At 63.7% G+C, this 19,377-nt stretch carries 18 protein-coding genes; 7 read left to right on the top strand and 11 right to left on the bottom strand.

What is annotated here, in order from left to right; all coding sequences use genetic code 11:
- Positions 1-85: 85 nt before the first annotated feature.
- From CU110_RS17475 to CU110_RS15665, 6 genes are all read right to left on the bottom strand, one after another.
- Entirely contained in the window at positions 86-2,488 is a 2,403-nt protein-coding gene (locus CU110_RS17475) for a GGDEF and EAL domain-containing protein (protein ID WP_127734387.1), read from the bottom strand.
- A 12-nt stretch (positions 2,489-2,500) separates the two neighbouring features.
- Positions 2,501-3,376, bottom strand: coding sequence for an RNA polymerase sigma factor RpoH (gene rpoH / locus CU110_RS01435; protein ID WP_084207803.1), 876 nt, complete (start codon positions 3,374-3,376; stop codon positions 2,501-2,503).
- Between the two features lie 257 nt (positions 3,377-3,633).
- A complete protein-coding gene (gene ftsX, locus CU110_RS01430) occupies positions 3,634-4,704 on the bottom strand; it encodes a permease-like cell division protein FtsX (RefSeq protein ID WP_127734385.1) in 1,071 nt (356 codons plus the stop codon).
- Positions 4,701-5,369 carry a cell division ATP-binding protein FtsE gene (gene ftsE, locus CU110_RS01425; RefSeq protein ID WP_084207802.1) on the bottom strand — a complete coding sequence of 223 codons (669 nt, stop codon included), beginning with the start codon at positions 5,367-5,369 and terminating at the stop codon, positions 4,701-4,703. The genes ftsX and ftsE overlap by 4 nt, the downstream gene beginning before the upstream one ends.
- Positions 5,366-6,589: a signal recognition particle-docking protein FtsY gene (ftsY, locus tag CU110_RS01420; protein WP_127734383.1), complete on the bottom strand. Its 1,224-nt coding sequence runs from the start codon at positions 6,587-6,589 to the stop codon at positions 5,366-5,368. The genes ftsE and ftsY overlap by 4 nt, the downstream gene beginning before the upstream one ends.
- Positions 6,549-6,686 (bottom strand): hypothetical protein, encoded by a 138-nt coding sequence (locus CU110_RS15665; RefSeq protein WP_164850246.1) that lies wholly within the window; start codon positions 6,684-6,686, stop codon positions 6,549-6,551. The genes ftsY and CU110_RS15665 overlap by 41 nt, the downstream gene beginning before the upstream one ends.
- A gap of 106 nt (positions 6,687-6,792) precedes the next feature.
- Between CU110_RS15665 and rsmD the strand changes: the two genes are divergently transcribed.
- Positions 6,793-7,443, top strand: coding sequence for a 16S rRNA (guanine(966)-N(2))-methyltransferase RsmD (gene rsmD, locus CU110_RS01415; protein ID WP_084207800.1), 651 nt, complete (start codon positions 6,793-6,795; stop codon positions 7,441-7,443).
- A 180-nt stretch (positions 7,444-7,623) separates the two neighbouring features.
- The gene (locus CU110_RS01410) at positions 7,624-7,884 is read left to right on the top strand and encodes a cell division protein ZapB (protein WP_077377738.1); all 261 of its coding nucleotides are present in this window, start codon (positions 7,624-7,626) and stop codon (positions 7,882-7,884) included.
- On the opposite strand, the gene CU110_RS01405 is transcribed toward CU110_RS01410, so the two are convergent.
- The 5 genes from CU110_RS01405 to prfB all read right to left on the bottom strand — a co-directional run bounded on the left by CU110_RS01405 (position 7,850) and on the right by prfB (position 11,854).
- The gene (locus CU110_RS01405; RefSeq protein WP_127734381.1) at positions 7,850-8,068 is read right to left on the bottom strand and encodes a hypothetical protein; all 219 of its coding nucleotides are present in this window, start codon (positions 8,066-8,068) and stop codon (positions 7,850-7,852) included. The genes CU110_RS01410 and CU110_RS01405 overlap by 35 nt on opposite strands.
- Positions 8,069-8,070: 2 nt before the next feature.
- Positions 8,071-8,382 carry a BolA/IbaG family iron-sulfur metabolism protein gene (locus CU110_RS01400; RefSeq protein WP_077377728.1) on the bottom strand — a complete coding sequence of 104 codons (312 nt, stop codon included), beginning with the start codon at positions 8,380-8,382 and terminating at the stop codon, positions 8,071-8,073.
- Between the two features lie 46 nt (positions 8,383-8,428).
- On the bottom strand, positions 8,429-8,812 hold the full coding sequence (locus tag CU110_RS01395; RefSeq protein WP_084207797.1) for a hypothetical protein: 384 nt from the start codon (positions 8,810-8,812) through the stop codon (positions 8,429-8,431).
- A 242-nt stretch (positions 8,813-9,054) separates the two neighbouring features.
- Complete coding sequence (gene lysS / locus CU110_RS01390) at positions 9,055-10,593, bottom strand: lysine--tRNA ligase (RefSeq protein ID WP_077377722.1); 1,539 nt, start codon at positions 10,591-10,593, stop codon at positions 9,055-9,057.
- 162 nt (positions 10,594-10,755) lie between these two features.
- A protein-coding gene (gene prfB, locus CU110_RS01385; protein WP_103751451.1) for a peptide chain release factor 2 occupies positions 10,756-11,854 on the bottom strand; the annotation gives its coding sequence in 2 pieces (ribosomal slippage) (positions 10,756-11,778 and positions 11,780-11,854; 1,098 coding nt in all).
- Positions 11,855-12,236: 382 nt separating this feature from the next.
- On the opposite strand from prfB, the gene CU110_RS01380 reads away from it, so the two are divergent.
- The 5 genes from CU110_RS01380 to CU110_RS01360 all read left to right on the top strand — a co-directional run bounded on the left by CU110_RS01380 (position 12,237) and on the right by CU110_RS01360 (position 19,344).
- Complete coding sequence (locus CU110_RS01380) at positions 12,237-13,862, top strand: peptide ABC transporter substrate-binding protein (RefSeq protein WP_084207796.1); 1,626 nt, start codon at positions 12,237-12,239, stop codon at positions 13,860-13,862.
- Between the two features lie 150 nt (positions 13,863-14,012).
- On the top strand, positions 14,013-15,677 hold the full coding sequence (locus tag CU110_RS01375) for a peptide ABC transporter substrate-binding protein (protein WP_164850245.1): 1,665 nt from the start codon (positions 14,013-14,015) through the stop codon (positions 15,675-15,677).
- A gap of 59 nt (positions 15,678-15,736) precedes the next feature.
- Positions 15,737-16,663, top strand: a complete 927-nt coding sequence (gene oppB, locus CU110_RS01370) for an oligopeptide ABC transporter permease OppB (protein WP_084207795.1) — start codon at positions 15,737-15,739, stop codon at positions 16,661-16,663.
- A 14-nt stretch (positions 16,664-16,677) separates the two neighbouring features.
- Entirely contained in the window at positions 16,678-17,601 is a 924-nt protein-coding gene (locus CU110_RS01365; protein ID WP_084207794.1) for an ABC transporter permease subunit, read from the top strand.
- Between the two features lie 147 nt (positions 17,602-17,748).
- On the top strand, positions 17,749-19,344 hold the full coding sequence (locus tag CU110_RS01360) for an ABC transporter ATP-binding protein (protein ID WP_084209573.1): 1,596 nt from the start codon (positions 17,749-17,751) through the stop codon (positions 19,342-19,344).
- Positions 19,345-19,377: the final 33 nt, after the last annotated feature.

Below are 19,377 nucleotides of genomic sequence, written 5' to 3'. Positions count from 1 at the left end.
CTGTGTCTCGACACCTTCCGCCACGATCTCGTGCCCCATCGAATGCCCCAGACTGATGATGGCACCTACCAGCTGGATGGCCTGCTCATTGGGCGTCCATCTTCATCACGAAGCTGCGGTCGACCTTGAGCACATCCAGCGGCAGGGAAGACAGATAGGACAGTGACGAGTATCCCTGCCCGAAGTCATCCAGCGCCACACGCACACCGAGCTCCCGCAGTGCTCTCAGTACGCTGAGCCCACCCTCCATGTCCTGGATCAACAGGGTCTCCGTGACCTCGACCTCCAGGCGCGTCGGCGCGAGATTCTGACTCTCGAGCACGCTGATCACTTCATGCTCATAGCCCGAGGTCAGCTGGCGCGCCGAGAGGTTGACGGCCATGCGCGGCATGTAAAGGCCGCTTTCCTGCCAGCGCACCATCTGGGCGCAGGCCTCTTCCAGCACGAAACGCCCCAGCCGGAAGATGAGTCCCGTCTCTTCCGCGAGCGGAATGAACTGGGCCGGAGAGATCATGCCCAGCTCAGGATGCTGCCAGCGCAGCAACGCCTCGACCCCCAGCAGCTCTCCCGCCGCGTTCAGCTGCGGCTGGTAGTGAAGGAAGAGCTGCTGGCGCTCGATGGCCTGACGCAGGTCCTGCTCCAGCGTCATGCGCGAGGCGACATGCTTGTCCAGCGAGGACTCCCAGCGCAGGGCATGATCGCCACGCGACTTGGCATGATAGAGCGCCACGTCCGCATTGAGCATCAACGCCTGGGCATCACCATCTGCCTCGGCCAGGGAGTAGCCGGCCGTCAGGCTGATGATCAAGGGACGCCCGAGAATCGTGAAGGGGCGCTCCAGCTTCTGCTGGACATCGGCCACGATCTGCTCGGCTTGCTCGCCGACCTGAGGGAAATAGAGGCCGAACTCATCCGCCCCGAGACGCGCGACCAGGCCACCGGGCGGCAGGATGCGCCGCAGGCGCTCACCGATCGAGACCAGCAGCTGATCCCCCGCCTCATGCCCCAGGCCATCATTCACCGTCGAGAAGCGATCGATGTCGGCATAGATCATCACGCCTCCGATCGCGACCCGCTCATCCGCCGCCGCCATGAAGGCCTTGCGGTTGTAGAGCCCCGTCAAGGCATCGTGGCGCGCCAGGTAGTCGAGCTGACGCTCCGACTCCTTGTGGGCGCTGATATCCAGCAGCAGGCCTTCCCAGTAACGTACACCCTCCTCTCCCTCGATCATCACGCTGCGGTCCAGCACCCAGCGCTCGTGATCCGCGACGATTCTGAACACCTGTTCATGACGCATCTGAGCGCACATCGCCCAGTGACGCGCCGACGCGACGGACGGGCGATCCTCGGGATGGATCAGCTCATTGAGAGTGATGCCGGCCCCGACCAGAGACTCGGCCGAACGTCCGAACAATTCCGCGGCGCCACTGCTGATGAAGGTCAGCGTGCCGGTGTTGACCTCGATGCGATACACCACGCCGGGCAGGTTATCCATCAAGGTCACCAGAGTACGCGAGCGCGCCGCCATCGATTCGAGCTCGCCCTCCAGCTCATCGTGGCGCTCACTGCGTTGCCGCTCGGCACGCGCGATCATCACGCCAAGCACCACCAGGAAGATGCCTCCCAGCAGCAGACCGAACCAGATACGCTGCCACCAGACCCACCACAGGCTCGAGACAGGCTGACTGACGACGCTGAACAGCTTGAGTGGTGCGATAAAACTGCCCGCCGCCATGCGCGGACGGCCATCAAAGCCGTCCACGTGATAACGCCGCACGCCACGCTCGGAGATGTACTTGCCCATGTTGGCCAGCGTCGGCAACGGCAACTTTCCCGTCACCCCCAGCGCGTGCTCCTGGGGGCTGGAAAACAGCAGCAGTCCGTTGGTCGAGAACAGGCGCAGGCGCTGCCCGTCATCCGCCCCCGGATTGGCCAGCAGACTTCTGGACTCCGAGAAATCCAGGCACCCGATCAGCAGCCACGCCTTGTCCTCGAGCTGCATATGGCGATAGAAAGGCAAGCCGGGCTGTCCGGACCCGAGAGGCAATGCCGAACCGAACAACAGATTGCTTCTGCCGGGCAGGGATTGCGCCTCGGCCTGCGAGAGCTGCCACTTGCAGCTGCGCCCGACACCGATCTGATTGAGGCTGCTGCCACGATAATCGGCGAACGGCACCATCATCAGGGAGACCAGCGCCGGATGACGCCCCAGCGCACTCTCGAGCGAGCCTCTCCACTGTCTTGGTGTCTCCTCGTGCAACACACGCTCGAGCACCATCATCTCGCGGGCGACATCCGCCACGAGCTGTTCAGTCGAGATGTGCAGTTGCGTATCGAGCGCTTCGAGGCGTTGCATCTCCTGTTCGCGGACATCAAACCATTGTCCCGCCAGAAACAGCCCGCCCAACACCACCAGCAAAGCGACATTGATGCCAAGGATGCGCCACAGTGAATGTGTGCCTGGTTGACGCGAGGTAATCGGGTCCACATAGCCACCAATTCAGGCAGCGAACCCTTCGCTCATGTCACCCATCGATTCACGCAGCTTCTTCATGGCGTTCTTTTCCAGCTGACGGATACGTTCTGCCGAGACACTGTAGATGTCTGCCAGCTCGTGCAACGTCGCCTTGTTGTCGCTCAACCAGCGCTGCTGGAGGATATCGCGCGAACGCTCATCCAATGCTGCCAGTGCCTTGAGCAGACGCCCGTGGGAGTCATCTTCCAGATCCTGCTGCTCGACCTGAGCCGCCGGATCGAGACTGTGGTCCTCGAGATAATTGACCGGCGCCTGGTAAGCGGAGCTCTCGTCATCACTGGGACCCGCATCGAAGCCGGCATCGTGAGCCGAGAGACGACTTTCCATCTCGCGTACCACCGATGGCTTGACGTCCAGGTCGCCTGCGATGGCGTCCACTTCTTCATTGTTCAGCCATGCCAGACGCTTCTTGGCACCGCGAAGATTGAAGAACAGCTTGCGCTGGGCCTTGGTGGTCGCGACTTTCACGATGCGCCAGTTGCGCAGCACGAACTCGTGAATCTCGGCCTTGATCCAATGCACGGCAAAGGACACGAGGCGAACGCCCTGATGGGGGTCAAAGCGCTTGACCGCTTTCATCAGGCCGACATTGCCTTCCTGGATCAGGTCCGCCTGCTGCAAGCCATAGCCGCTGTAGCTGCGCGCGATATGTACCACGAAGCGCAGGTGCGACATGACGAGTCGACGGGCCGACTCCAGATGATTCTCTTCATGCAACCGCAGGGCAAGCTCATGCTCTTCTTCAGCAGTAAGCACAGCGATACGGTTCACCGACTGGATATAGCCGTTTAGATCTTGACCCGGTGACAGGTGGCCAAGTGGCTGAAGACTGGTGCTCATAATGCAGATGTCTCCATGGTTGCCTAACACGCATGCAAGTAGTGAGACTGTGAAGGTTGCGACAGGTTCCCGTCAATAGCTGTACATGACGTGTACAATTGTCATGACGAGTAGCGCTTCGTAACGCCAGCGGGTGTGCGGTACGTTTAACCACCCACCAGCCCCTTCACTGACGCCCGGCGCAATTGTTTCCGGAGCGTAACTGATGACCTTTCTGGAGAGGAACACTGGCGGAAAACCGCGAAAAAAGATCGGCATCAGCGCGGAGAAATACTCGCCAGATGACGTCCGACCGCGATCCAGGCCCCCAACCAACCCAGTATTGTACTCGAAAACAGCAGCGTGGTACCCCCTGTGATGCCCAGTGCGGGCAACACATAGTTGCCGCCATAACTTTGTACAAGAGCCGTCACGGGTGCCGCCAACCAGTTACCGCCAAGCGCCAGAATGCCACACGCCAGCAACCCGCCGCCCAGGCCATACCAGGCACCGCTATAAAGGAAGGGACGCCGCACGAAGGCGTGGGTCGCACCGATCAGGGTCACGACCTCGATCTCCTGCCGGCGGCTCTCCACCGACAGCCGGATGGTATTGCCTACCACCAGCAGCACTCCCAGTCCGAAGAGTAGCGCAAGTCCCAGCGTCACTTTCTGACCCAGCTCACTCAATTGACGCAGACGCTCCAGCCACGCCAGATCCAGCCGTGCACTCTCGACGCCCGGCTCGCCCTCGAGGCGTGCGGCAAGATCGCGGACGGATTCCGGCGAGGTATCCAGCGGCGTGATGACGATGCTGGCCGGCAAGGGGTTGTCGTCCAGCAGGCTTAGTGAGCGCTTGAGATCGAGTGCCTGGGCGAATTCCTGCATGCCCTCGGCGGCAGTGATCAGGCGTACGCCCCCGACGCCCGGGGCGCCGCGCAGCTTGTCCGACAGCGTCAGTGCCTGGCTCTCGTCGACCGACGTCTCGAGATAGAGGGTGAGCTGAGCGCTGTCATTGAGCTCATTGTCCAGCAGGCGCGCGCTGTCCAGCGCCAGCCACAGCGCGGCAGGCAGTGTCAGCGCGATGGCGATCGCCAGCATGGTCAGCAGGCTGGCGACCGGAGTGACCAGCAGACGGCGTGCGCTGTCACGCGCCATGGCGCCATGATGACGCAGCCAGCTGCGATAGCGACTCTCGACGGAAATCCGGCTGGAGCGCGCGCCCTTGCGCGCCTGACGCTCGACAGACTCCGTGGATTCGACAGCGTCCGAGGCGGCCTTGGCGGCACGACCTCTTCCCGCCTGGCGCTTGTCGGACGAGGACTCGTGGTGAGTGCGGGGAGGGCTCATCGGGCCTCCTTGTCGGCAATCAGGCGACCGTCGGAAAGCTCCAGCGTGCGATGGTGCAGACGCGCGATCAGCGCCAGATCATGACTGGCGATCATCACCGTGGTACCGATGCGATTGAAGTCCTCGAACAGACGCATGATATCGGTCGAGAGTTTCGGGTCCAGGTTGCCGGTCGGCTCATCCGCCAGCAGCAAGGCTGGCTTGTTGACCACCGCACGCGCGATGCCCACGCGCTGCTGCTCCCCCCCGGAGAGTTCGATGGGCAGCGCCTTCTCACGATGCAGCAGGCCCACCTTGTCGAGAGCGGCACGCACGCGACGCGCCTGCTCGCGCGGCGTGCCCCCCTGGATCATCAGGGGCAGCGCCACGTTGTGGAAGATGTTGCGATCGCTCAGCAGCTGATGGTCCTGAAAGACCACACCGATCTGGCGGCGGTAGTAAGGCACCTGCGAGGCATGCAGGCGTCCGATATCGTGCCCGGCCACCAGGATACGGCCACGCGAGGGACGCTCGAGGAGCATGATCAGCTTGAGCAATGAGCTCTTCCCTGCCCCGGAATGCCCGGTCAGGAACGCCATCTCGCCACGCTCGATGCGAAAATCGAGCCCGGCGAGTGCATCGAAGCGCCCTCCATAGCGCTTGCCCACATGCTCGAAGGCAATCATGCCTCGCGTGTCTCCGCGCCATCCGCCGGACGTGCATCCTCTTCCTCTCCGGCACGCGCGAACAGGGCGTTGACGAAATCGTCCGCCGCGAAGGGCCGCAGATCATCCACTCCCTCCCCGACACCGATGTAGCGAATCGGCAGATTGAGCTGCTTGGCCAGCGCGAAGATGATGCCACCCTTGGCGGTACCATCCAGCTTGGTCAGCGTCAGGCCGGTGATGTTGACCGCTTCATGGAAGGTGGAGGCCTGTGACAGCGCGTTCTGGCCGGTACCGGCATCCAGCACCAGCATCACTTCGTGGGGCGCGGCGACGTCCAGCTTGGCCATCACGCGCTGCACCTTCTTGAGCTCTTCCATCAGGTGGCTCTTGTTGTGCAGACGACCCGCGGTATCGGCGATCAGGATATCGACGTTACGCGCCTTGGCGGCTTCCAGGGCGTCATAGATGACCGAGGCGCTGTCAGCACCGGTGTGCTGCGCGATGACCGGCACCTTGTTGCGCTCGCCCCAGACCTTGAGCTGTTCCACCGCTGCGGCACGGAAGGTATCGCCCGCCGCCAGCATCACGCTGCGGCCCTGGCTCTGGTAGCGCTTGGCCAGCTTGCCGATGGTGGTGGTCTTGCCGACCCCGTTGACCCCGATCATCAGGATCACGAAGGGGCCATCGCCCTTGGCCGGCAGCTCGAGATCCTTCGCGACCGGCGCCAGCATCACGCGCAGCTCTTCCTGCAGCGCTTCGTAGAGCGCCTGCGGCTCCTTCAATTCCTTGCGCGAGATGCGCGCGGTCAGGTTGTCGATGATCTCGGTGGTGGCCTCGATGCCCACATCTGCCATCAGCAGCTGGGTCTCGAGGTCTTCCATCAGCTCATCGTCGATCTGCTTCTTGCCGAGGAACAGACTGGCGACACCCTCGGTCAGGTTGGCGCGCGTCTTGCCTAGACCTGCCTTGATGCGCGCGAAGAAGCCACGACGCGGCTTCTCACGTCCATCGCGCGCCGTATCGCGGGCATCCTCATCGTCTACCGTGGCATCAGCCTCCGCCACGGCGACTTCGGCAGCACGGGCCTCTTCTTCCAGGCGAGCCTGCTCCAGCGCGGCCTGTTCTTCGGCCTCGATGGCGGCCAGCTGCGCGGCAGCCAGGCGCTCTTCTTCTTCGCGGGCGGCGAGGCGCTCAGCTTCAGCCCTGCTTGCCGGAGTCCTGCTCGTGGGGCGTGGCATCTTGTGTCTGTTCAAGAGCCTGTTGCTCGAGGGCCTGCTGCTCGGAGGCTTGCTGCTCCTGAGCCTTGTGTTTCTTGCGCTTGAAAAAACCGAACATGGCGAGACAGTCCTGAACTCGTGAAAGTGGCGTCATCCTACCATCCCTTCAGGCCTTAAGGTACGCACCACGCGGCATCCGGCGTCGCACATGCTAGACTCGCGGCATGAAAAAACGCGCACCTCACAAAGGCCCCGCACGGGGCAAATCCTCAGCCCCCTCGCGCTCTGGCAAGGCAGGGCCAGCGGGGCGTCTGCGAATCATCGGCGGACGTTTCAAGCGCCGCCTGCTGACCGTGATCGAGGCGCCCGGCCTGCGGCCGACGCCAGACCGCGTTCGCGAGACACTCTACAACTGGCTCGGCTTTCATGTCGGTGGCGCCAGAGTACTGGATCTGTTCGCCGGCAGCGGCGCACTGGGACTCGAGGCGCTGTCACGGGAGGCAGCCCAGGTCACCTTCGTGGAACGCGAGAGCCGTGTCGCTCGGGCGCTGGCCGACAACATCACGACCCTGAGCAATGAAGGCCAGCTGCCGGCGACGGTCATCACCGCCGACGTGATCCACTGGCTACAGAGCGGCACCCCGCCCGAGGAGGGCGTGGATCTGGTCCTGCTCGACCCGCCCTTCCGGCTCGGACTCGCCGCCGAGAGCTGCGAGCTGCTCGAGTCGCGGGGCTGGTTGAAGGATGGCGCCATGATCTATCTGGAAGTCGAGGCGGAGCTGACGCCTCAGGTCCCCGCCAACTGGCAGCTGCATCGCGAGAGTCGCGCCGGCGACAGTCACGGACGCCTCTATCGACGCCAGCAACCGGCCTGAGCACCTTTCGCGCTTGTGTCGATAAAGGCAGCATCGTAGTCTGCCTGCAGGCGGGTATCGCTGCGCCGTTCCGGCAGGGACTGCCGGGGTGGCCGATCTTCATCGCACCAGCATTCACCGCATACTTTTACCGCCCTCAACGAACACCCTCGAGCCCTTGGGGCCCGACAAGGAGATAGCATGAGCACTGAACTCTTTACCCAGCTTGAGCAGAAAGTCGGCCAGGCGATCGACTCCATCGAGATGCTGAAGATGGAAGTCGATGAGCTGAAGGAAGAAAACCAGCGTCTGAGCGACGCCAAGCAAGGCCAGGGCGAGGAACTGGAGCAGCTGCGTCAGGCCAATGCGCGCCTGCAGGAAGAGCGCGACCAGTGGGCGAGCCGTCTGGAAGGCCTGATCGCCCGCTTCAGCGAGAACGAGAGCGAGACCCAGAGCGCCTGATCGGTTGCGGCGCCTCTTCAATCAGCGCATGCAGACGTGCCTGAGGTGCCACCGGCTCAGCCACCACCGGCTCTGGCCATTCACAGGCCTCGGTGGGCAGCGCATTGGGCAGCTGATAGCGACCGACCCAGGCGGTCAGGCCCATGGCGTCCAGGTATTGCAGGCGTTGCGGTTCAGAGGTCATGGTCAGTGCTTGCCACCGCCCAGGCAGTTGGGGGATTCGGGAATCTCACCGCCGCGCGCCGTCCATTGCTGCGGGGTATACAGATGCAACGCCAGCGCGTGGACGGGGCCGGCGAGCTCTTCATCCAGCAGGGCGTACAACAGCTGGTGACGCTTGACCGGCATCAGGCCGTCAAAGCGCTCGCTGACCAGCGTGACCTTGAAGTGCGTCTCGGAATTGGCCGGCACGCTATGCATGTGGCTCTCGTTGACGACCTCGACCATCAGCGGGTCGAGCGTCGCTAGCTTGCTTTCTATCCGGGCCTGGACGCTCATGCGCGATCTCCTTGAATGGGGCGTCAACAGACGGCGCGCGACGGACTCAATCGAGATCCGCCAGCAGCTCGTCGTCCACTTCGCAGACTTCCAGCGGCGCCTCGTCATCCAGGTCAACGGCCAGGTAGCTGTGCTCGACGGTCAGGAAGCGCTCGAACAGCGCCTTGTCCATCGGCTCCGGCCAATGGCGGGTGTCTTCCTCCCAGGCGCGCAGCTCGCTTTCCAGCACGTCCAGCCAGCGCTCGGACACGAAGCCATCCAGCGCTTCGCGAGTGTCCATCTCGGGAATCAGGTAGACGGTACTCTCCTGATTGACATCCTCCAGCGCCAGATCCTCACCTCCCTCACCTTCGGATTCCAGCGAGTTGATCCAGTCGACAAACGCCTGGGTCGGCTTGACGCTCAGGGCGGAACGGTTAAGCAGCTTCATTCTGCACTCTCCAGGACATTCAGGGGCTGACTGACAGGACGCCGACCATTATGGCCGCTCGCAGGCAACAAAGCCAAGCACCGCCTCGCCTCATCCGTGACGATTGCGCCTCGGCCACCGCTCGTCGTCAGCCAATGTCGCCCTGCAGAGACCACGACGCCCCCGATCGAGGATCGGAGGCGTCGCAAGTGCCATCAGCGCGGTTCGTCACGATGACTCACCACGGGAGGCGAGCAGCGCGATCAGCCCTGCTGCGGACGCATCGCCGGGAACAGCAGCACATCGCGGATGGAGGCGCTGTCGGTCAGCAGCATCACCAGACGGTCGATGCCGATGCCTTCACCCGCCGTCGGCGGCATGCCGTATTCCAGCGCGCGCACGTAGTCGGCGTCGTAGAACATGGCTTCGTCATCCCCGGCATCCTTCTCGGCCACCTGAGCCTGGAAGCGCTCGGCCTGATCTTCGGCGTCGTTGAGCTCCGAGAAGCCATTGGCGATCTCGCGGCCACCGACGAAGAACTCGAAGCGATCGGTCACGTGCGGGTTGGCATCGTTGCGACGCGCCAGCGGGCTGACTTCGGCCGGGTACTCGGTGATGAAGGTCGGCTGGTCGAGACGGTGCTCGGCGACGGCTTCGAAGATCTCGGTCTCGAGCTTGCCCAGCCCCCAGATCGGCTTGACCTGGATACCGAGACGCTCCGCCGTGGCGCGTGCGGCGTCGTAATCGGCCAGGTCGGCTGCGGTGATGCCATCGCCATACTTGATGATCGACTCGCGCATGGTCATCTGGATGAACGGCTGGCTCAGGTCGTACTCGCTGCCCTGACAGGTGATCTGCGTAGTGCCGAGCACTTCCTGAGCTGCGGTGCGGATCATGTCTTCGGTCAGCGCGATCAGGTCACGGTAGTCCGCGTAGGCCCAGTAGAACTCGAGCATGGTGAACTCGGGATTGTGACGCGTCGACAGCCCTTCGTTGCGGAAGTTGCGGTTGATCTCGAACACGCGCTCGAAGCCACCCACCACCAGACGCTTCAGGTACAGCTCCGGGGCGATGCGCAGGTACATTTCCATGTCCAGCGCATTGTGGTGCGTGATGAACGGACGCGCGGTCGCGCCACCCGGAATCTGCTGCAGCATCGGCGTCTCGACTTCCATGAAGCCGCGGTCGCTGAGGAAACGACGGATGGAGGCGACGATGCCGGCACGCAGCGCGAAGGTGCGACGTGACTGCTCGTTCATGATCAGATCGACATAGCGCTGGCGATAGCGCATTTCCTGGTCGGACAGACCATGGAACTTGTCCGGCAGCGGACGCAGGTTCTTGGTCATCAGCTGGGCACTTTCGATCATGACGTACAGATCGCCCTTGCCGGACTTGTGCACCGGGCCACTGGCACCGACGATGTCGCCGATGTCCCAGCCCTTGATGTCCTCGAGCAGCGCTTCCGGCAGGCCCTTCTTGTCGACATAGAGCTGAATCTGGCCGGAGACTTCCTGCAGCACGATGAAGGGGCCACGCTTGCGCATGATGCGCCCGGCGACGGCGGCCTTGCGGTCCAGCGTCTCCAGCTCGGCCTTGTCCTTCTCGCCCAGCTCCGCCTGCAGGTCAGCGGCGAGGCTGTCACGACGGAAGTCATTCGGGAAGGCGCTCTTGCCTTCGGCGGCGGCCTGCTCACGGCGGGCACTCAGCTTGGCGCGACGTTCGGCGATCAGGCGATTCTCTTCCTGAGCCTGTTCGGCGGCCTGCTGCTCATCAATGGCGGGGGTCTGCTCTGTCGACATGGAGGGGCCTGTCTCGTATCAAAGGGTCATGGCCAAAGCCACGACAGATCAAGATCAGCCTGGGGATAGCGCATCAGGACTGATCGCGATTCGGGAATTCGTGGCCTCCGCCGGCGATACCGGCGGAGGCGAATGGGCGCTGGTTCGCGAGTCTCCTCGCGATCAGAGCCCCATCTTGAGGCTGGCGACGATGAAGTCATCGAGATCGCCGTCGAGCACCTTGTCACAGTTGCTCGACTGGACACCGGTCCGCAAGTCCTTGATGCGCTGGTCATCGAGGACGTAGGAGCGGATCTGGCTGCCCCAACCGATGTCGGACTTGGAGTCCTCGAGTTCCTGCTTGGCGGCGTTGCGCTTCTGCATCTCGGCTTCGTAGATACGCGCCTTCAGCATCTTCATGGCGCGGTCACGGTTGGAGTGCTGGCTGCGCTCGGTCTGGCAGGCCGCCACGATCCCTGTCGGGATGTGGGTGATACGTACCGCGGAGTCGGTGGTGTTGACGTGCTGACCACCGGCACCGGAGGAGCGATAGGTATCGGTGCGCAGATCGGCCGGATTGATGTCGATCTCGATGTTGTCATCGATTTCCGGCGACACGAACACGGACGCGAACGAGGTGTGACGACGGCCGCCGGAGTCGAAGGGACTCTTGCGCACCAGACGGTGCACACCCAGCTCGGTGCGCAGCCAACCGAAGGCATAGTCGCCCTCGATGTGAATGGTGGCGGACTTGATGCCCGCGACTTCACCGGCACTCGCCTCGACGATCTCGGTCTTGAAGCCGTGATGCTCGGCCCAGCGCAGGTACATGCGCAGCAGCATGTTGCCCCAGTCCTGAGCTTCGGTACCACCGGAGCCGGCCTGGATGTCGAGGTAGGCGTTGTTGGCATCCATGTCACCGGAGAACATCCGGCGGAACTCGAGCTTCTCGAGACTGGCCTTGAGCTGATCCAGCTCGCGGACGACTTCGTCCACGGTGCCTTCATCCTCTTCCTCGACCGCCATCTCCAGCAGGTCAGCGCAGTCGGACAGGCCGTTGCTCATGTCGTCGAGGGTCTTGACGACCAGCTCCAGCGACGCACGCTCCTTGCCGAGTTTCTGCGCGTATTCCGGGTCATTCCAGACATCCGGATTCTCGAGTTCGCGAGTGACTTCCTCTAGCCGATCCTGCTTTTCGGCATAGTCAAAGATACCCCCTCAGGACTTCTGCCCTTTCGGACAGGTCCTTGATGAGGTTGGTGATCGGATTGATCTCTTGCATGGTCGTCCTGTCTTGAGGCGATGATGCGTGAATGGGGGACACCTGCGCAGATCGACAGCGCGCGAAGCCCGATATTGTAGCCATTTCCCGGCGTGGCGACCATGCCCGCCCCATCATCCGTGGCCAGGTGGCCGAAGGACGCTCTCGGGTATCCGTCACGCTGCCCGCCAGCCGGCAGCTGCCTGCCTTCCATGCGACTGCGACCAAAGTCATTCAAACGGCTGTCAGCCCCAGAACGCCCGATTTTCCGTGTCTTGCATGGCGATCATCGAATGCATGCATGAGCTATCCATTTTTTAACATGGACAGCAGGCAGGAAAAGACTCGATGGTAGAAGGCATCACTCGTATTCCCCCTAACAACAATAGCGAGCCTCCCTACCATGGCACTACTGCACTCCTCGTCTCATGCGCCGGCCCTCCCCAAGCGCTTCGCGCTCAAGCGACTGGCAAGCTCCCTGCTGCTGGCCGGGAGCATCGCCGCTTCCCCGGGCCTCATGGCCGATACGCTCAAGCTGGCGATCATGGGAGAGCCGGCCTCGCTGGACCCGCAGCAGATCTCCGGCACCTGGGAAAATGACGTGGTGGGCGATCTCTTCGAGGGGCTGGTCACCGAAGCCGCCGATGGCGAGCGCATCCCCGGCGCGGCCGAGTCATGGCAGATTTCCGATGACGGCAAGACCTATACCTTCACGCTGCGCCAGGACGGCAAGTGGTCTGACGGTGAGCCGGTGACCGCCGAGGACTTCGTGTACGCGCTCAAGCGCATCATGACACCCGAGAACGCCTCGGATTACGCCTACATCCTGTATCCGATCAAGAATGCCAAGGCCATCAACAGCGGCGAGGCCGAGCCGGATACCCTCGGCGTGCGAGCCGTGGATGACCACACTCTCGAGATCACCCTCGAGCGCCCGACGCCCTACTTCCTGGACCAGCTCTCGCATTACACCGCCTACCCGCTGCCGAAACATGTGGTGGAGAAGTACGGCAAGGACTGGACCGACCCCGGCAAGATGGTCTCCAACGGCGCCTTCGAGCTGAGCGAGTGGCAGCCGCAGACCCGCATCGTCGCGGTCAAGAATCCTGAATTCCACGATGCCAAGGAGGTCGCGCTGGATGAGGTGATCTACTACCCCATCGAGGAGCGCAACAGCGCCCTGAAGCGCTTCCGTGCCGGCGAGATCGACATCGCACGCGAATTCCCCACCCAGCAATACGGCTGGCTGAAGGACAATCTGCCGGACGCCACCCACGTCGCGCCCTACCTGGGTATCTACTACTACGTGCTCAATTCACGCGACGGCCATGCCACGGCAGACCCGCGGGTGCGCGAGGCGCTCAACCTCTCCATCCGCCGCAACATCATCACCGACAAGATTCTCGGCACCGGCGAAGTGCCGGCCTACAGCTTCGTGCCCACCGGCGTGAACCACTACGACATCCAGGAGATGCCCTTCAAGGACATGTCGATGGATGAACGCATGCAGAAGGCCAGGTCTCTGATGGAGGACGCCGGCTACGGCCCGGACAACCCGCTGGAGCTGACCCTGCGCTACAACACCAGCGAAGACCACAAGAAGGTGGCCATCGCCGCCGCCGCGATGTGGAAGCCGCTGGGCGTGAAGGTCAATCTGCTGAATGCCGAGGTGGCGGTGCACTACGAGGACATGCGCCAGGGCAAGTTCGATGTCGGTCGCGCCGGCTGGATCGGCGATTACAACGACGCCCAGAACTTCCTCAACCTGCTGGAAACCGGCGTGCCCAACAATTACGGCGCCTATTCCAACAAGGCGCTGGATGACGACATGCAAAAGGCCGCCGATACCCTCGACATGGATGACCGAGAAGCCCTGATGCAGGACGCCGAGCGCAAGGCGCTGGATGACTACGCCGTGTTGCCGATCTACTACTACGTGTCACGCAACCTGGTGAATCCCAAGCTCAGCGGCTGGCAGGGCAACATCGAGGATATCCACCGCTCACGCTGGGTCTCGTTCTCCGAATGAGGCGAGCCTGCTGAGCCTCTGACCAGGCTCGCCGCTCTCTCGAATGTCATGGGTTCACGCGGCTGTCCACCGGGGCAGCCGCGTGGCATCTGCCAAGGATGGCACCAGAAGATGCCGTCGCGCCCCACGGGCGTGACAAGGAGTCGACGCATGTCCCCCACTTCCTCGATGCAATGCGCGGCAAGCCTCGGCGCAGGCCTGCTGCTGTCCGTTCTCTCCGTGTCCATGAGCGCTTCCAGCAGCGCCATGGCCGCACAAGCCACAAGCTCCACAAGCTCCATAAGCCCCGCAAGCCAGGACGAACAGATCCTGCGCATCGCCAATGGCGCCGAACCCGGCTCGCTGGACCCGCAACAGACCAGCGGCACCTGGGAGACACGCATCGTGCGTGATCTGTTCGAGCCGCTGATCGCCTACTCCGCCGACGGCGAGCTGATTCCCGGGCTGGCAGAGCGCTGGGAGTCGTCCGCCGATGGACGGATCTGGACCTTCCATCTGCGCGCGGGGCTTGTGTGGTCAGACGGCACGCCGTTGACCGCCGAGGATGCAGTCTTTGCGCTGCGCCGCCTGCTGACACCGGCTACCGCGGCCCACAACGCCACCCTCTACTACCCGATCGTCAATGCCCGCGCGGTGAATACCGGCGCGCTGCCCCCGGATCAGCTCGGCGTGGCCGCGCCCGATGCGCAGACGCTCACCATCACGCTCAGTCATCCGTCGGCAACACTGGCGCAGACGCTGGCGATGAGCGAAGCCGCCCCGCTGCCACGCCATGTCATCGTGGCCAATGGCGCTGACTGGACGCGGCCGGCCAACATGGTCACCTCGGGCGCCTTCGTGCTCAAGGAATGGGCGCCGCAGTCGCATATCACGCTGACACCCAACGCGCGCTATCACGGCGCACAGAACGTCACTCTCGACGAGGTGGTCTACCTGCCCATCGAGGAGAGCCATGCCGCGCTCAATCGCTTCCGTGCGGGTGAAGTCGAGATCGCCTATGGCGTACCCGCCAGCCACTACGCGTGGATTCAGGACAATCTGGCCGAGGCCCTGCACACCTACCCGATCCTCGGCGAGTACTTCTATGTCTTCAATCTGCGCGAGGGCTCGCCCGTGGCGGACCGGCGCATTCGTCGCGCGCTGAATCTGGCCACGCGTCGTGAGGTGATCACCGAGCGCATTCTCGGCATGGGCCAGATCCCCTCCTGGCATTTCGTGCCCGAGGCGTTGAGTGAACATCAGGGCGCGCGCTTCGACTTCGCTGACTGGTCGATGGACCGGCGCATGGCGAAGGCCCGCGAGCTGATGGCAGACGCGGGCTACGGGCCAGACCACCCGCTTGAGCTGACCCTGCGCTACAACACCCTGGAAGACCACAAGAAGATCGCCGTGGCGCTCGGAGCGATGTGGAAGCCGCTGGGCGTGCACGTGACGCTGACCAATACCGAGGCCGCGGTGCATTACCGGGATCTGGCGCTGGGCGATTTCGAGGTCGGCCGTTACGGCATGATCGCGACCATCGCCGATGCCTACGACTTCCTGAACGCCTTCAGCAGCAACAACACCTCCAACGCACCCGGGCTCAGCTCACCGGCTTACGATGCGCTGATCGAGGCGGCGGCGCGCGAGGGCGATGACGATGCTCGCCGGCAACAACTGCACGATGCCGAGCAGTATCTGCTCGACCACGATGTGGTGCTGCCGCTCTACGACTACGTCACCTCCAGCCTCGTGACCCCCGCCATCAGCGGCTGGGCCCCCAACGCGCTGGACGTTCACCCGAGTCGCTATCTGCATATCGACACCTCGCACTGACAGACCACAGCCACCCATAACAACGACACACCCGGGCAGCGGCCCGAACGGAGCACTGGATGCTGAGCTACACCCTCAAACGGTTGCTGCAGGCGATTCCCACCCTGCTGATCGTGATCACCCTGTCGTTCTTCCTGATGCGGGTCGCCCCGGGCGGCCCCTTCGATGGCGAACGCCGCCTGCCGCCGGAAATCGAGCAGAACCTGCGCGCGGCCTATCACCTGGATGAACCGCTGCCGATGCAGTACATCCGCTATCTGGGTGATCTGGTACAGGGCGATCTCGGCCCGTCCTTCAAGTACAAGGACTTCGACGTCAGCGAGCTGATCAGCCAGGGCTTCCCGGCCAGTCTGGAACTGGGCATGTGGGCGATTCTGGCCGCGTTGCTGATCGGCGTGCCGCTGGGGGTGATCGCGGCCATCCGGCGCAACTCGACGGCGGATTACGTGGTGATGAGTACCGCACTGGCGGGGATCGCGGTGCCCAACTTCGTGATCGCTCCGCTGCTGGCGCTGGTGTTCGGCGTGCTGCTCGGCTGGCTGCCGGCCGGCGGCTGGAACGGCGGCGCCTGGCAGAACCTGCTGCTGCCGGTGGTGGCACTCTCCATCCAGCAGATCGCCTACATCGCCCGCATGATGCGCGCCAGCATGATTGAGGTACTGGGCAGTCACTACATCCGCACCGCCCGCGCCAAGGGGCTGAGCGAGTGGAAGGTGATTCTGCGCCATGCCTTGCGACCGGCGATGCTGCCGGTGGTCTCCTACCTCGGCCCGGCCATCGCCGGGATCATCACCGGCTCGATGGTGATCGAGCAGATCTTCGGCATTCCCGGCATCGGGCGCTATTTCGTGCAGGGTGCACTCAATCGTGACTACACCCTGGTGATGGGCACGGTGGTCTTCTATGGCGCCTTGATCCTGCTGCTCAACCTGATCGTCGATCTGCTCTACAGCATGCTCGACCCGCAGATCCGCTACGACGACTGACCCGAGGCCCTGACATGTCACAGACAACTCCCGCCCCCCACGGCACCGGCGCTGCCAGTGCCTTCGACGGCCAGCCCCCTGCGGCACCGGCAGGCGACAGCCTGACCCGCGATGCCTGGCGTCGTCTCAAGCAGAACCGCGCCGCCATGTGCAGCCTGGTGGTGATGACCCTCGTCGTGCTGGCCTGCCTGATCGGCCCATGGCTGACGCCCTTCGAACTCGACGAGGTCGACTGGAACGCCATCGGCACCGGCCCGGACCTGGCCTCCGGCCACATCTTCGGCACCGACGTCAACGGCCGTGACCTGCTGACCCGTACCCTGCATGGCGGCCAGATCTCGCTGTCGGTGGCGCTGGTCGCCACCTTCGTCAGCCTGGTGATCGGCGTGCTCTACGGCGCCGTCTCCGGCTACTTCGGCGGGCGCACCGACAATCTGATGATGCGCTTCGTCGACATCATGTATTCGCTGCCGTTCATGTTCCTGGTGATCCTGCTGATGGTGGTGTTCGGTCGCAACATCTTCCTGATCTACGCCGCCATCGGTGCGGTGGAGTGGCTGGACATGTCGCGGATCGTGCGCGGCCAGGTGCTGGCACTCAAGAAGCGCGAATTCGTCGAGGCGGCGCATGCACTCGGCGTGCGTGATCTGCAGGTCGTGACGCGTCACCTGATTCCGAACGCGCTGGGCCCGGTGATCGTCTACGTCACGCTGACGGTGCCCAAGGTCATCCTGCTGGAGAGCTTCCTGTCATTCCTCGGGCTTGGCGTGCAGGAACCGCTGACCTCCTGGGGCGTGTTGATCTCCGAAGGCAAGGACATGATGGAGACCGCGCCCTGGATGCTGCTGGTGCCCTCGGCCTTCCTCGCCGCGACCCTGTTCTGCCTCAACTTCCTCGGCGATGGCCTGCGTGACGCCCTCGACCCCAAGACTCGCTGAACCGGAGCGCTGATCATGACCTCTTCACCTTCACCCTCCGGCACCGCCTCCAGCCTGCCGCCAGCACGCAACGCCGCCGACCAGGCCCGCGCCGACACCCTGACTCGCCTGGGGCTGGCGGCCGAGGCGCCGGGCACGCCGCCGCTGATGGAAGTCGATGACCTCAAGGTCGACTTCCAGCTCCCGGATGGCGCGGTACCCGCCGTCAAGGGCGTCAGCTTCACCCTCAACAAGGGCGAGACGCTGGCGCTGGTCGGCGAGTCCGGCTCCGGCAAGTCGGTGACCTCGACCGCCATCCTGCGCCTGCTGCCGGAACTCGCCGAGATCAAGGGCGCCATCCGCCTGCGCGGCGAAGACCTGCTGAGTGCCTCGACGCGGCGCATGCGCGAGCTGCGCGGCAACCGTATCGCCACCGTCTTCCAGGAGCCGATGACCTCGCTCAACCCGCTGCATCGCATCGGACGACAGATCATCGAGGTACTGGCACTGCATCGTGACCTCAAGGGCCGCGCGGCCCGTCACAAGGCGCTGGAACTGCTCGAGCAGGTCGGCATTCCGGAGCCGGCGCGACGTATCGACAGCTATCCCCACGAGCTGTCCGGTGGCCAGCGTCAGCGCGTGATGATCGCCATCGCGCTGGCCTGCGAGCCGGACCTGCTGATCGCCGATGAGCCGACCACCGCGCTGGACATCACGGTGCAGGCGCAGATCCTGCGGCTGCTCAAGTCGCTGCAGCAACGCTACGGCATGGCGATCCTGTTCATTACCCACGACCTGAGCATCGTGCGCCACTTCGCGGACCGCGTCTGCGTGATGCGCCACGGCGAGCTGCTGGAGACCGGCACCACCCACGAGGTCTTCGACAACCCGCAGCACGCCTACACCCGCATGCTGATCGATGCCGAACCGGCCGGCGAGAAAGCACCGGTGGCCGCGGATGCACCGGTACTGCTGTCGGCACGCGATGTGCGCGTCAGCTTCACCATCAAGCGTCCGCTGTTCGGCCCCAAGGTCGCCTTCGAGGCGGTGCGCGGCATCGATCTCGAGGTCCGTCGTGGCCAGACCATCGGCATCGTCGGCGAGTCCGGCTCCGGCAAGTCCACGCTGGGTCGTGCCCTGCTGCGTCTGCTCAAGAGCCAGGGCAACATCGACTTCGATGGCGTGGACATCGCCGCGCTGGACAAGTCCGGCATGCGACCGCTGCGCTCGCGCATGCAAGTTGTCTTCCAGGACCCCTTCGGCTCCCTGTCGCCGCGCCTGACCGTGGGCGAGATCATCAGCGAAGGCCTGCGCGTGCATCATCCAGAGCTCAATCGCGCCCAACGCGACGCACAGGTCTGTGAGGCACTCTGTGAGGTCAGCCTCGACCCCGGCATGCGCAATCGCTATCCGCATGAATTCTCCGGCGGCCAGCGCCAGCGTATCGCCATCGCTCGCGCCCTGGTGCTCAAGCCGGAATTCCTGTTGCTGGATGAGCCGACCTCGGCGCTGGATCGCTCGGTACAGGTCACGGTGATCGACCTGCTGCGCGACCTGCAGGCGCGTCATGGCCTGACGTACCTGTTCATCAGCCATGACCTGGCGGTCGTGCGTGCACTGTCAGACCACCTCATCGTGATGAAGGAAGGCGAGGTGGTGGAAAGCGGCAGTACCCACGCCATCTTCGAGGCGCCCCGTGAGCGTTACACCCGTGAATTGATGCAGGCTGCCTTCGCCCCGGACCTGGGCCAGGCGCACCACTGACACCCTGAACACGACGACATGCCTGATGGGCGC

Origin of the sequence: Cobetia sp. ICG0124 (assembly GCF_004006355.1) — a bacterium.
In the GTDB taxonomy this organism is placed as follows: domain Bacteria; phylum Pseudomonadota; class Gammaproteobacteria; order Pseudomonadales; family Halomonadaceae; genus Cobetia; species Cobetia marina.
Note: the sequence above shows the minus strand (reverse complement) of the source record. Positions and strands in the feature narration are given on the sequence as shown.